Genomic DNA, 14,532 nt, shown 5'->3' with positions numbered 1-14,532 from the left:
TTACCCCGTTCGGTGAGCCAGTTTTGACTGGAATTTAAGCTACCTGCCGATATTCGACCGGCGTCATAAATTTCAATGCCTGATGAGGCCGTTCCGTGTTATATTCCATCAACCACGCGGCCACTATTTGCCTTACCTGCTTGATGCTGCTAAAAACATGGGCATCTAGAACTTCTCGCCGAAACGTCCCGTTGAACCGTTCAATGTACGCATTCTGAGTGGGTTTGCCCGGCTCGATCCAACATAACTCAATCGTTTGACCCTTGCACCAATCCTGCAAAGCTTGGCTAATAAACTCTGGACCATTATCACTGCGTAGCCGCTCCGGCTTACCATATCGCTCAACCAGTTGATCTAATAATCGGATAACCCGCTGGGCTGGCAGTGAATAATCCACTTCGATACCTAATGCTTCCCGGTTATAATCGTCAACCACATTCAACGTGCGAAATTTCCGACCACCCGTTAAGTTGTCAGACGTAACATCTAGCGACCAACATTGATTACAAGCAGTTGCTTGGGGCAGCGGTTTACGGACAGCATCAGGTAAGCGCTTTTTAGCCTTTCGACGCAAGCTCAATCCTAAACTTCTATATAACCTTCTAATTCGCTTGTGATTAACTAGCTCACCCTGCTTACGCAGTCTGCGATAAATCTTCAACACGCCCCACAGCTTATGCCGTCGAGCCAATTGCTCAATCCGGCTAGCCAGTGCTTTGTCCTTGTCTTTGATGACAACCGGTTCGGCCAGCGCATTGCGGCTCAGACCCACCCAACGGCAGGCTTTACGTTGACTAATCTGTTTCTGATCAATCAGCCACCTGACTAGTTTTCGACGCTCGGCGGGCCTCACCACTTTTTTGAGAGTGCCTCTTTTATGATTTCATTTTGCAAACTCAATTCAGCATACATCCGCTCGGGCGGCCCCGTTTTTGAGTCGGCGGTTTTCTTCTTCCAGTTCCTTTAACCGCTTGACTTCGGAAATCTGCATGCCGCCATATTTGGCTCGCCAATTGTAAAATGTAGCCTCGCTAATGCCATGCTCGCGAGTAATTTGGGCGACGGTTTGGCCGCTGTCTTGCTGACTCAGAATCGCTACAATTTGCGATTCGGTAAATCGTGTTGCCTTCATTCCCTTTTCGATTACTAGTGAAAGTTAAGTTTTTTACCCTACTTTTCACTGGCTCACTTTTATGGGTTCAGGACACCACAACTACTGCAAATCGTTCCGGCTCTAAAGTGTTTATACGGAGTTAGTCTACGCTTATATTGGCGTAGTTGTTGTAATCACTAAAATTGACTTCGCACCAATAAATAGGAAACTAATGTTCACGAAAAAAGCCCATTAACTGCGTAGATGGGCTATAAAATCAGTATAATTTGTAAATATGATATTAGTGGGCCATAGAACGTAAATAGAATTACCTAATAAAATAAAAGTAGATTTAATTCATATATTCGGCCTTACACAACTGCTGTAATTTCTCCCTACTTCGCTTTAGCCGCATCTTGACCGCACTGGTTTTGAGCTTATAAATGTTGGCTATTTCGTCTATACTCAGTCCCTGTTCGTATTTCAACCGTAGTAGAGTTTGCTCCTTCAACGAGAGCTCGGCTAATGCCCGTTGAAATATCTGAAGGGTTTCCTCCTGCAAATTGGCTTCTCGGGAGTCTGACAAGCTGCGCTCATGATTTTCATCCAGAGGTGTTGTATTAATTCGTTTAGCCAGCCGTAATTGATCGGAACAATAGTTATGGGCAATGGTATTAAGCCAGGTCGAAAAATTAGATCGCTCCTGAAAAGCGTCTAATTTATCAAAGGCCTTCATAAATATGTCGTGAGTAAAGTCCTGTGCTTTTTCGGAGTCTTTGGTCATATAAAGACACCGTTGATAGACCTTATTAACGTAGCGATTATAGAGCGTCTCGAAACATTGGTTCGGCTGGTTCGGTAGAAGGTTTCGTATGGTCTCTTCGTCACTTAATGTAAGATTCATGTAGGTTTATAGTTATAGGTTAAGCACACTAACTATATATAGGTATACATATACTCCATAAATCTAGGTATTGACGAGGATAATTTCCTGAGAATGAATGTAAATACATCGAAAATATACTGAACGGTACAGCCAATTTGTTGTTTTTGTATTGAAATTTATTTACCGTTTATTACTAGTTTAATCGTTTAAGTATTTGGTAATATATTTCTGATAGAAGTACCTGCCACATCAATCCAATCTAATCGCTTGTTCGTATATATTATAAGCGACTCCGACGCAAGGTGGGTCACTTGTTGGATAAGGCTATTCAGCCGGCCGTTTATAACGGCCGGCTGAATTTTTGCTTCTAGTACGTTCTATATAGACTCTAATGACCGTGATCAGAAACAGTACGGTTCCGTCTGGTATGTAGGTTGCAACCAGCTCCGCATTAATAGAGGAAACGAAGAGTGGACGGGTTAGCGGTGTCTTTAAACAGGCCTGGTATTTCCAACAAATTGTAGTCGCTTGCTAATAATCGAAACTTACTTTCAGCCAAACCTCATACTGCCTGAAAAATATTTTGGGTTGGTAGAAGAGTATAGCCTGTCTACATTAAAAACAAATCTGGTATGACATGGCCTTATTCGGGCAGGCTGGAAGCTGCTTCTCAGTGCTGATACGGCAACGCTACTAATTACAGTTGAATCAATATCCAATCGGAAGCCAATCCGGAAATACACATTGGCGTACTACTTACCGTGATTCTTGCTGATTTAATGACATTGTATCCTAATCGACGTTTGGCTATTCTGGTTTAGTAGGTTCCTTTCTCTGTTATTGACACTGGTCGTTTGGCAGTCGGTTGTAATTACCATGACCTAACCTCTTTGTAGGAGCCTTTAATGCCAGGATCGAAGCCTGTAGAAGTTGGTTTGGATAGGTTTGGAATTCGAAGATTTCCTTCTACTTCTTTTCTTACTTATGTACTTGGTCCAAGTTGCTCCGCAGCTTCTAGACTTGCTATACTTACTGCTGTACCTAGACACAAAAAAAGCACTTACCATTTCTGATAAGTGCTTGATTTACAGTGGCGGTCCGGACGGGGCTCGAACCCGCGACCCCCTGCGTGACAGGCAGGTATTCTAACCAACTGAACTACCGAACCAACTTTGATTTTTGGTTGACGTTGCCGTTTTCCTTAATCGTGGCACAAAAGTAGGCGCTTTGGCTATTCTATGCAAGGGGCTACCGAAAAAACTTTGTAACTAAGGTGTACTGTTTCGGCGTATCCATTGGAAATCAGTTGGTTTGTTCTGCCGATTTTTTTCATTTAGCTTCCAATATCAATACTTATTTTCCCATAGCCTGTTTTATAGCTACAATTTCATCCGGGTCAACGGGTGTTCCATCCTGTTTAAACACTTCATGGAACCAGACAGCTGGCTCACGACCATTCACATAAGGCTTCTGCCAACTATCCCACGGTAAGAACGTCTGCGTTTTACCTGCCACAAACCCCCAGTTGATCATGCCAATTTTTTCTTTTTTGGCAATAGGGAGGTGGGTCTGGAATTTACTGTCGACACCTCGGGCCATGTATTCAGTACAGATAATCGGGCGACCCAATGTACGTAATGCCGGAATGACTTTCTCCAGATCAGATGCTTTCGAGTACTGGTGAAACGTAATAATATCGGAGTCTTCGAATTGTATCTTTTCCATCGGCGACCATTTGGCTGGATTCTGCCAGTCTTCAGGCGTGCGATAAATCCATACGCCCGATGTTAACGGCTGAGTTGCTCCGGCAGCCCGCGCCCATTGGAATACCTGAGGAAGTAGCTTCCTGATGAGGGCTTTCTTTTGGTCTTCGGGTAGTTCAGTTTTCAGGTGATTCTTGCCGTAGCTGTTCGCATTGGTGTTATCAGGCTCATTCCACATGTCCCAGGCTAGAATCCGTTTGTCGTTCCTGAATGCGCCCACAACCCCTTTTACATAGGTTTCCAGGCGCGGATATTGTGTTGTATCCTTAAGAGCGGCTGCCCCTGGGCTTTGTACCCAACCTGAATTATGTATTCCGGGTGTTGGTGCATGTTGCTTACCTAGTTTAGGGGCCGGGTCCCAGCAAGAATCGAATAATACCAGCATTGGACGGATTTTATGCTTGTCGCAAATAGTCAGGAATTGATCGAGCCGTTTAGTGAAACCGGTAGAATCCTGCCAGAGTAGATCGTGTAGAAAAACGCGCATGGTATTCATGCCAATACCTTCGGCAAGAGCCAGTTCTTTGTCGATAGTTTTTGGATCGAAGCTATCTGCCTGGAACATTTCCAATTCGTTGATAGCTGTGGCCGGAGCGTAATTAGAACCAACCAGAAACGGCTCTTGGGCGTACCAGGCATTTGCGCGTTCGGCCGACCAGTGTTCTGCAGGAGTAATCGCTGTGTCACTCTTGGCTACAGCAAGGGAGTCGACGGCTTTCTGTTCGTTTTTGTTCGCCGATTTACACCCATTCAGACTAAACAAAGTGGCCAGAATAACCGGGAAAATAAGTTTACGCATTTGGCTGTTGAAAATTAATGAATGAAGGAATTATAAGTTAATAATGATTAATAGTTATGGCGGCCCATTCGTCATGGGATAGGCATTGGCGTTTTAGGAGCGGGTTTGCCAAAGTTGGGCGACCCATCCGCGTTCCAGGTAAACGGCTGAATATGAGGAGCACGTTTATTGCCGCAACCGTCAGTAGCAGAGGGGTTAGCATGGTAGACCATCCAGTCCTGGCCCGGTCCGCCGTCGCGGCTAGAGGAGCGAAAGAAGCCGCCATGCCCCGGTGCCCAAACGCCATTTTCGGGCGCTTGCGTAAACACGGGTTGTGGACTTTTAATCCAGCTTTTGGGGTCGAGTAAATCGCCTTTGCCATCATAGGTCAATAACCCGAGGCTATAGTCGAGCCAGCAGGCATTGGCTGAATACACAATAAACAGCTTGTTGTCATGACGTAGAAATTCCGGTCCTTCGTTCACATAGATCTTAGGAACTTCGCCGTTCTTCTGCCATTCCTGTGGTACGTCGCCATGCTGTTCCCAGGGCTGGTCGGGTTGCGAAACCTTAACCCGGTCGCCGTCAATCGTCCAGGGGTTTTTCAGTTTGGCCAGGTAAATATCCTGCCGTCCGTTATTCGGGCCTTCCCAACCCGACCAAGCGGCATAAAGCTGACCATTAAAATCGATGACCGACATGTCTATCGCCCAGTGATCGCCTTTGTCGCCAATTTTCCCTTTCATTGTCCACTCCCCCAGCATGGGGTCGGGTGATGGATTCTCGATTACCCAAACTCGATGGGAGAGATTATTGAGTGAATCGGCTGAGAAATAAATGTACCAGCGGCCATTAAAGGAATGGATTTCGGGCGCCCATAATTCCCGTGAATAGGGCTTTCCGGCTGGAGGGGTGTATATGACTTTGCTTTCAGCCGTATTGAGATCGGCGAGATTCCGGGTTTTCCAGAGGGTTACGTTTCGTCCGGTGGTATTCATATAATAATACCAGCCATCTTTCTGCAATACCCAGGGATCGGGCCCGGAGTTTTTAATGGGGTTGGTGAACGTACGCTGGGCTACTACGTAGTGGTTCGTGAGAATCAGTAAAAAAAGCGCACTGACAACAGACCAGGACTTAATTGGGGGAAAAGTCATGATGTAGAGAACGAAGTTTTGGTAGGAAAAGACCGAAAGTCCTGTTTTTACCCCTACCACTTCACAAATCAATTCGCCGTCGCTCCGTTGCCAGGTTTAGTTTCGCAGTTTTCGTCGATGCATTGCCCGTACAGTACGAATGAGTGCGACTCTACTTCAAATTGAAGCGTGTTGCCTACGTTTGTTTTTATCAGGTGTAAACGCGGGTCGCAAAATTCCTGTACCCGGTGGCAAACCGTGCAAACCAGATGCGCGTGCTGTTGACGCCCAAGCGATTTTTCGTAACGGCTTTTAGAGTTATCATCATCGCCAAAATGGTGCCGTCGCACTAAATGGCAATCAACCAGGACTTCCAGCGTGTTATAAACGGTTGCCCGGCTAACTGGATACGATTTTTGGTGCATGGCCTGATATAAATCCTCTGCGTCAAAGTGGTCGTCGCGGGAATACACCTCATCTAAAATAGCGAAGCGCTCGGCTGATCGACGTAATCCTTTCGCCAATAAAGATTCTTCCAGTTTAGCTCGGGCGGTGGCAAGCATCGAATGCGTTTCGTTCATCTCTGATTGAAATTTTAGAAAGGAACTGGTCAGCAACCAGTTCCTTTTCTTTTTCTACTAACCTAACTATGATTTATCGTCTGGATCGTGGTTATACACGTATCATATTTCTTCTGGAAGCCTACCAGTCGAGCCGTAAATAGGCTTCTTGTATGACCAAACTTAGTTCGTCATATTCCTTGAGCGTTATCTGGAGATTTTTCCCCTGAAACCCGATTCGAATGCAAGTATCCCGTACGTCTAAAAGGCCAATTTTGTAAAATACAGACCACCACCATTGTTGCTGCCAATTAAGCAACGCATCGACTTCATACCGACTCAAAAACAGGGGGATTCCTCTGAACAAAACCTCCATTAGGCCCTGCTGATGGAGATCGCTGCTAGTAGCATCCTGTACAGAAGTAGGTTGCTCAATCATCTTTTCTTCTGGCGGTTGGCGTTTGCAAAAGCTGGTTTACCTGCATCAATAAGCTGGCTTCGTCCATTAGCTGAATGAGTTCGTTGATCTCGTCGTCCGAGAACATCATGAAATAATTTTGCATGGGTGTTTTTAGAAGCCATTCCTTGCCGTGTGTCGTAAAAAAAGGACGCATGGCCGTTCGTTCGACAATCACTTTGCGGTAATACGTGTATTCATCTTCCGACAGAATGAACAGCGAATTCTTGTAAGCCAGATTGTAGGATCGGCAACCGGCGCAATAGCCAATGTACCCGTTTTCGTGTTGGGTCAGCGTTTTCAGATGATGCTGATGTTCCATGCGTAGGCCGTGTTGAGTGTGAGCTAGTTGGATTGGTTTTTTAGTAATTGATACAGGTTCAGACGACGTAGTGCCTGCGACAAGCCAGCTTTAAATCGCTCAAATTCTGATCGTGATAAGCTAAACTGAATGTCTGGATGACCCGTGTTGACAATCATGTGTAATTGACCGTCGGGCATGAGCGCACTGCACTGCTGAAAATCTGCCTGGTCCATGATACGGCATAATCCGACGAACTCATCCTGGGAGAAGCCCAATAAAAGATTCTGAAACGTTAAGCCAACTCGTTGGCAATGATGGCACTGGGCGATGCAAAAATGATCGTTATCGAACAATACCGCTGGTTTACAAGGGTTCATACGCAGGTGGAATTGGGATTGCCTGGTTTGTGCCTGTGACCGGAATGGGTTGATTCGCGCATCTCAACCAGCTTAGTTTGTTCCGGTACACAGGACTTAAGATTATAAGATCATTGCTTTACTTCGTCTACCGTATCGGGTAAAAATTATTTAGACTAATTTTAAACAAACATACTTGAGGAAGTTCTTAGACGCAAGAATTTATTGAATAAGTTTAGGGAAAAGGAGCCTTAAAACAGGTAACTATCAGAAAAGCAGGTCGCTATAGATGTGTCTTTAGTCAATCAACACAGGCATTTACAGGTAGTGCCCTGGAACGTACAGGAAAGAAATGCTTGTGAACCTACTGAAATACGTCCCGGCTTGTACCATTAAACGTGGAAATAGGGCTGACGGTAGGGGCCGGGGCTGGCTCGTCACCAGCTTTATTGGGCGTTAGGCCGGGCGCGTTACGTTGTCCGCCGAAAAGCCGGTTAAATGAACGTGTATAGAGTAAACTCAACCCACCACCTGTAGTAATGGTGCTGTTGGTACTGTACTGGCTTAGAATACTTTGCTGATTGCGATTGTACACTTTTGCCCGAAAACGTCCGTCTGACGTAATGAAATACTCGAGCGTCCACTCGCCCAGTAAACTGGCTGCGTTGTACTGACTTTGTCCGTACGTAAACCCACCATCGCGACTGATACGTAGCCGGTCGTTTAGTAGCCGATAGGAGAACCTAAGTTGAAGATTATTAAGCAGATTTTCGTTTTGGGTACCGCTGGTGAAACCACCGAATGATACACCTACATCCAGATTTTCGTTCAGGTTCGAGGCCAGGCGACTAATCTGATTGGATAGAAGTTCGCTCACGCTGTTGGCGACACCCGTATTGACTTGCCCCTGTTCGAACAGACTGGTATTTTCAGATAATAGCTGATTGAATAACAGAACGCTACTTACTTGCCGGGTCAACTCCTGATCGTTACTTTGAAGCCGCGATTCGAATGCGGTGACGGCCTGCCGGAAATCGGATGATGACGGGTATTCTTTGATATCCAGATCGTAGCTGATCGTCGGATTACCCAGTTCTCCATTTAGTTTGATCACCAGATCGACCGGATACCGGCGGGTCTGATCGGCACTGGTTTTCTGATTACCCAGCAAAGGTGCCAGAGACGTGTATTGCGTGTAAGCTGCCGTTACATCCAGAAGCGCTCCATAGGGATCACCCGTCCAGGTAATGCGGCTGTTGGGGCGAATCTGGAAGCGTTTGTTGATGATATTCTGAAACGTGAAGGTGTAATCTCCTTTCTGAATCTCGTAATTCCCCGTCATCGTGAAATCGCCCTTTGTGTCGACTTTCATGCCCACCCGACCCTGGCCGTACGCTTTAATGATGTCGCCGGTTTGGCGGTCCAGCTGAATTTCGCAGTATGCATCGGGCGTAATATCGAAGTTGAAATCCATCTGAATTCGGGATAAATCAATATCGCTCTCCGCACCGGTATGCGTGGCAGTCTGGCTGGTTGGCTTCCCGGAAATTATATTCACGAACCGAATCTGATCATCGGCCGCGACCGACGTAGCACCATCCAGCGGGATGTAGATTCGCGTGCCTTTATTGCTGGCTACGTTGGCGCGAATGGTGAGGTTATCTGTTGGGCCATAAAGTTCGGCTTTCCCGGTGACGATGGCCTGTCCATAGAACGCATCATTGTCTTTCGCGACCGTATTCATGATCTTGAAGTTCTTAAAATCGGCATCGAAACCCAGGGTGAAGTGCCGGAAGCCTTCGTGATAGACGCCACCTTTCAGAATGGCCGTATTCCCTTGCGGATCGCGCAGCGTCAATTGCTGGGTGACAATTTCATTTTCGCCGAAATAAATGTTATCGTCGAAAGTGAAGTCCGCCTTTAAATAATCGAATCGTCCGCGGCCACCTTTAATAGCCACCTGACCCATCAGCGTAGGCGACACCGGTTTTCCTGTAACGGATACGACCCCATTGGCTATACCCCCCAGGTTCGAAAAAAGCCCCGTTGTAAAGGGTTCCAGCAGCGACAAATCGGCATTATTTACTTTCGCTTTCAGGGCCAACGGGTTTGTTTTACGCTTCGGTGTGTAGGTGCCCAGCAGTGTGACTACATCAGCACCGTTGCGGTTTACACGGGCATCGACGTTGAGCCGCTGCGCCTGCTGATCCCACTCTCCCTGGGCTCGCACATCACCGATCAGCGCTTTCTGATACGATAATTCAGTAACCGTCAGCGCACTTTCCAGAATTGGTGTATCATAAATGTTTCGTACCGCCAGCGTGCCATTCAATGTACCGCCCAACGTAGTGTTCAATACTGAATTAAGTGAGGCCAACAAGAAGTTCTGAGCCTCTACGTTAAGGTTTTGCACCGAATCTGGTGATATTTTCCCCGATGCCATCACCAGTTGATTTTGGTTCAGCAGAGACAGATTCCGAATTGTGTACTCGTCGCCTACTTTACGGATCAGACTCTCGGGATTGAGCGTCCAGTCACCATCCAGCACGCGTATTTTCGACTGTCGGAAGGTCAGGTCGATGGCGTCTCCTTTGAAGCGTAATTCGCCGTTCAGGTCGGCATGGTTGGCGAACACCCCACTGCTATCGGCCTGATCAATGTCGCTTGTAAAGTCAATATGGTCAACGTCCCACGACGCTTCTGCCTGTAGATTTCGGGTGGGTAGGAGGGAACTGAAGGATTGTCGTTTCGACGACAGAACCGCCGAGGCCAGCACCTCCTGGCTATACGTGAATTTAGATGTGGTTAAGTCGAGGTCACTCGGTCCAAAGCTAATCTTCCCGAACTGCATCGAATCAGTTTTGACTGTAGCCGTCAAAAAGGACGTATTATCTTCGGTGAACCGACCTTCCATCCTGGTTGACGGCGCTACGTAAGCAGCCATGCCCAGAAAGATGAGCAGAGGTTCACTTTGTTTCATTATGATTTGATAGTCAACACCATACCGTTGTGCTGATAGGGGCGACCGTTGTTTGGCTAACCGATCCGCCTGTTGACGTTTCTGTTCATAATAGGCCGTCATGCCGGCTGCGTCGCCCTTAAAATAAAGCTCGTATTCGCGCACTAATCGGCTTAGATCGTCAATCGTGCGTTGTGGCTGAAAGGTACCTTGTAAACGGGTTGTCAGGAAGTCAGAGTCGAGATTAAAGTACCGTTGCGTACTGGTTGTCTGTTTGCCGGTCAAGGTAGAGTCACCGTTGACAGCACCAACAGGCTGCTGTTCAACTGACGACATCAAGGTAAGTTTGTCTACGTCGAGTGTGCGGCTGTTCAGGGTGAGCGTTGCCTCATTGAACGTAGCATTGCCAACAATATCGTCCAGTTTGCTGCCTTCCAGTCGGATGTCTACCTTCGTTTTGACTGTCAGTGAGTCACGCATAAAACCGAGCGCCCTAAGGTCGGCGTGTTCTACCGCTCCACGAAAATCGTAATGATTGCGAGGAGCTTTTAGGTTGAATTCGCCATCAAGATCAAACGACAGATTTGGGTCGTGAACGTGCATCTGCCCCTCAAACAGGGATTTCTGCAAATTGCCCCGAGCCGCTACGTTCCTGTACGCATAGCCCTGCCACCCGAATCGCCCGAACTGCCCATCAAAGTCAATTGTAGCCAGTTCGAGGTTAGTACCACGCCCGGTGATCCGTCCCTCGCCGTCGAGTTTACCAAACTGAGCGGGCTGATTGATCAATTGGCCTAAATCCAGGTTCTCCCCCCGTAGATTAGCCGTGTAAGTCGTCAGGCTGGATTTGTCCGCGAGCTTAAGCGCCAGATCACCCGTTACGTTGCCAATGGCTGTTCGGAAGGTGCCTTTCGTTTTAAAATCATCAAAAGCGCCCACGAACGTAGCGTTGAACGATGCCGTTCCTAGTTTCTGAATGGTATGGTTAAACGACGAATCGGGGTAATACTGCCGGATATCGGCCATGTTTACTACCGAGGGCGTAAAGGCAAAATTGACCGTCGTTTTGTCCATATTGGGCAACCCTTTCCAGTCGATAGTGCCCGCCAGGCGGCTGCGACCGTTAGGCCCAAATCGCAAATCGGTATTTCGAAGCCGGAAGTCATTGACTGTGCCCGTGAAGTTGCTCGACAGCAACCAAGTTTCATTCAGATCGCGTAGGTAGTCCGAAAAATAACCCAAGTCTTTGGACTGTACTTTGCTGTTGCGGAACCGCGCCTGCATGAGCACCCGGCTGTTGAAATCACCGAAGGCTGATGGTTTATCGTAAAGAAAGGTGAGTTCGTTTCGGATGATGGAGTTGCCAATGTGGGCATTTAACTGCGCCAGTTCCATTTTGGTATTGCAATACAGAAAGCGTGTGTCCAATTGCCGGATCTTCAATCGGGTATCCCGATCAATGCCCGATAATCCTTTGACATCGAACGCAATGGTGTCGCCCAGGACGAGGAATTCGCTGACCTCGCCGGTAAGATTCTGAAGGGTAAAGTGATTGTAATCGAAGCTCTTTTTATCCCGCAGTAAGGGTTCGCGCGGGTCTTCGAGTGTGTACTTTCCCTCCACCAAATGAATATGGCCGATGGTGAAGGGGACATTCTGATTCGGAATGCTTGGTTTGGTCGGATCAGAAGTTAGCTGCTCAATTCGGGCAATGAAATCGTCGAGGTTTGTATCGCCGTTCGTCTTGTTTTTTATCATCCGAACATCGGGCTTATACAACACGACCTCATCCAGGTGGAGATTGTGTGCCGATGAATCGAGCAGATTCCGAAGGTTGTAATCGGCATCAAGTCGGCCAATGGTTATCATCGGTCGTCCCTGACGGTCTTTAATCGTAAGCTTTTCGAGGGTTAATGAGTCAAACCATTTTATTGAAACGCCCTCAATATCAACCGGAAATTGTAGTTTTTTAGATAGCCACGTAGCGCCTTTCTGGGCAAGTTTCGTCTGGACGGCCGGAATTTGCAAGCTCAGTAATATTCCTAATGCTAAACCCAGTACCGTGAGGAGCGAGTAAAGCAGCGTTTTAAGGAATATGGCAAAAAATTGACGCATTCAGAATGGAAAGACCTAATATACAATGAATAACGGGACCTTGTATAGGTTACACCACTAAATGAGGGAACGGTTTACAGGTAACTTCCATTGTCTATTCTCGGGGAAATCATTATCCATTATTTTTGTTCGGTGAATATTTTAGCCATTGAGTCTTCCTGCGACGAAACGTCGGCGGCTGTTTTAGCCAACGGGCTTGTTCTGTCCAACGTAATTGCTACCCAGTTAATTCATGAGCAGTATGGAGGGGTCGTGCCCGAATTAGCTTCGCGGGCGCACCAACAGCATATTCTGCCGGTGGTTGAACGTGCGTTGACCGACGCAAATTTATCGAAAAATGACGTATCGGCCATTGCCTTTACGCGAGGACCGGGTTTGCTGGGCTCGTTGCTGGTCGGCGCTTCGTTTGCCAAAGCACTGGCGCTGGGCTTGAATATTCCGCTTATCGAGGTTAATCATATGCAGGCACACGTACTGGCTCATTTCATTGAGTCGCCAACGCCTGTTTTTCCGTTTATGTGCCTGACGGTGAGCGGGGGACATACGCAGATTGTACGTGTCGATGGCCCACTTGACATGGCGGTTATCGGCCAGACAATGGACGATGCGGTAGGGGAGGCTTTCGATAAATCGGCTAAATTGCTGGGCCTGCCTTATCCCGGTGGCCCGCTCATTGACAAGTACGCAAAAGAAGGTAATGCGCTGGCTTTCAAGTTTCCGATGAGCGAGATGCCGAATCTGGATTTTTCGTTCAGCGGTATCAAAACCGCCATTATGTACTTCCTGCGTGATAATAGTAAAGCAAATCCTGATTTTATTGCCCAAAATCTGCCGGATATTTGTGCCAGCATTCAGCATACGCTGATACAAATGCTGTTGACCAAATTAAAGAAAGCCGCCCGAGAAACAGGCATTCGCGAGATTGCCATTGCCGGGGGCGTGTCGGCGAACAGCGGGTTGCGTACTACGTTGACGCAGCTTGGCCGTGAGTTGGGTTGGAACGTATACATTCCACGATTTGAGTATTGTACCGATAATGCCGCCATGATTGCAATGGCGGCAAAATTTAAATACGAGCAAGGTGACTTTACGCCCCAGACTGTAAGTCCGTTGCCGAGAATGAGCTTTTAACTGTTGTTTACGGCCTTCGGCGGTCCGTAAACCGAAGACCGTAACCCATGACTATGACCATTTCAGAACTGCTTATTTATCCTATCAAATCGCTCGGCAGCATTTCGATGACTGAGGTAATTGTGGAGCCGAAAGGATTTCGGTATGACCGACGATTTATGCTTGTCACACCCGAAGGGAAATTCATAACCCAACGGACGCACACGCAGATGGCCCTTATTGATGTAACCATAACTGAAACGCCGGACCGTGCTGCTACGCTACATGTCTGGCATCGAAACCACCCCGACGACGTACTGGAATTGCCGTTGGTGCTAAATGATGAAGTTATTGCGTCTCATGGAACCATGCTGGTCGAGATTTGGGACAGTAAAGATGTGCCTGCCGTAACGGTAAGTGACGAAGCCGATCAGTGGTTTACGAATGCCATTGGTACCTCCTGCCGGCTGGTGTTTATGCCTGAAACCACCACCCGTGCTGTCGACCAGGATTACGCTGTCGACCCTGAACAGGATGCCGTCAGTTTTGCAGACGGATACCCGTATTTATTGATCGGACAGTCTTCGCTCGATGCCCTTAATCAACGCCTTGAGGAGCCTCTTACCATGCTACGCTTCCGCCCAAATATGGTCGTAAGTGGGAGTGAACCCTACGACGAAGATGCCTGGAACCAGTTCCGAATTGGTGAAATCGATTTCTACGGTGTTAAACCCTGCGCCCGCTGTGTGCTGACGACTATTGATCCCGAAACGGGTCAGAAAGGAAAAGAACCACTAAAAACGCTGACGACCTATCGGCAGTGGAAACACAAAATTCTGTTCGGGCAGAACGTCTTGGCCAGATCGACCGGCGAAAACACTTTAGGGAGTCTGCGTGTTGGGCAACCAGTTGAGATAGTCAGCCGTCAGGAGCCCTGGCTGGCTCCCCCTACGCGCGTTTCGATTTTAAATTCCTGATTCGTTGCTTACTTATCTGCGTACCCTTTATTATTTAA

Annotated in this window: 10 protein-coding genes, 1 tRNA gene and 1 pseudogene; 2 read left to right on the top strand and 10 right to left on the bottom strand. The window is 47.5% G+C overall.

Going from position 1 to position 14,532, the window contains the following annotated elements; all coding sequences use genetic code 11:
* Positions 1 to 34: 34 nt before the first annotated feature.
* The 10 genes and pseudogenes from ACYVEA_RS02630 to ACYVEA_RS02585 all read right to left on the bottom strand — a co-directional run bounded on the left by ACYVEA_RS02630 (position 35) and on the right by ACYVEA_RS02585 (position 12,407).
* Positions 35 to 1,132 (bottom strand): annotated as a pseudogene (locus ACYVEA_RS02630) (IS3 family transposase).
* Between the two features lie 313 nt (positions 1,133 to 1,445).
* Positions 1,446 to 1,997, bottom strand: a complete 552-nt coding sequence (locus ACYVEA_RS02625) for an RNA polymerase sigma factor (protein WP_461111758.1) — start codon at positions 1,995 to 1,997, stop codon at positions 1,446 to 1,448.
* A gap of 1,073 nt (positions 1,998 to 3,070) precedes the next feature.
* Positions 3,071 to 3,147 (bottom strand) — tRNA-Asp (locus tag ACYVEA_RS02620).
* A 185-nt stretch (positions 3,148 to 3,332) separates the two neighbouring features.
* The gene (locus tag ACYVEA_RS02615; protein ID WP_461111757.1) at positions 3,333 to 4,541 is read right to left on the bottom strand and encodes a cellulase family glycosylhydrolase; all 1,209 of its coding nucleotides are present in this window, start codon (positions 4,539 to 4,541) and stop codon (positions 3,333 to 3,335) included.
* Between the two features lie 71 nt (positions 4,542 to 4,612).
* Entirely contained in the window at positions 4,613 to 5,677 is a 1,065-nt protein-coding gene (locus tag ACYVEA_RS02610; RefSeq protein WP_461111756.1) for a glycoside hydrolase family 43 protein, read from the bottom strand.
* A gap of 68 nt (positions 5,678 to 5,745) precedes the next feature.
* A complete protein-coding gene (locus ACYVEA_RS02605; protein ID WP_461111755.1) occupies positions 5,746 to 6,237 on the bottom strand; it encodes a Fur family transcriptional regulator in 492 nt (163 codons plus the stop codon).
* 121 nt (positions 6,238 to 6,358) lie between these two features.
* Positions 6,359 to 6,655, bottom strand: a complete 297-nt coding sequence (locus tag ACYVEA_RS02600; RefSeq protein WP_461111754.1) for a hypothetical protein — start codon at positions 6,653 to 6,655, stop codon at positions 6,359 to 6,361.
* Entirely contained in the window at positions 6,648 to 6,995 is a 348-nt protein-coding gene (locus ACYVEA_RS02595) for a DUF6686 family protein (RefSeq protein WP_461111752.1), read from the bottom strand. The genes ACYVEA_RS02600 and ACYVEA_RS02595 overlap by 8 nt, the downstream gene beginning before the upstream one ends.
* A 23-nt stretch (positions 6,996 to 7,018) precedes the next feature.
* On the bottom strand, positions 7,019 to 7,354 hold the full coding sequence (locus ACYVEA_RS02590) for a hypothetical protein (protein ID WP_461111751.1): 336 nt from the start codon (positions 7,352 to 7,354) through the stop codon (positions 7,019 to 7,021).
* A 343-nt stretch (positions 7,355 to 7,697) separates the two neighbouring features.
* Positions 7,698 to 12,407 carry a translocation/assembly module TamB domain-containing protein gene (locus tag ACYVEA_RS02585; RefSeq protein ID WP_461111750.1) on the bottom strand — a complete coding sequence of 1,570 codons (4,710 nt, stop codon included), beginning with the start codon at positions 12,405 to 12,407 and terminating at the stop codon, positions 7,698 to 7,700.
* A gap of 132 nt (positions 12,408 to 12,539) precedes the next feature.
* Between ACYVEA_RS02585 and tsaD the strand changes: the two genes are divergently transcribed.
* Together tsaD and ACYVEA_RS02575 are read left to right on the top strand one after the other, a co-directional pair.
* Positions 12,540 to 13,538, top strand: a complete 999-nt coding sequence (gene tsaD / locus ACYVEA_RS02580; RefSeq protein WP_461111749.1) for a tRNA (adenosine(37)-N6)-threonylcarbamoyltransferase complex transferase subunit TsaD — start codon at positions 12,540 to 12,542, stop codon at positions 13,536 to 13,538.
* A gap of 53 nt (positions 13,539 to 13,591) precedes the next feature.
* Entirely contained in the window at positions 13,592 to 14,494 is a 903-nt protein-coding gene (locus tag ACYVEA_RS02575) for an MOSC domain-containing protein (protein ID WP_461111748.1), read from the top strand.
* Positions 14,495 to 14,532: the final 38 nt, after the last annotated feature.

The organism is Spirosoma jeollabukense (assembly GCF_054777855.1).
Note: the sequence above shows the minus strand (reverse complement) of the source record. Positions and strands in the feature narration are given on the sequence as shown.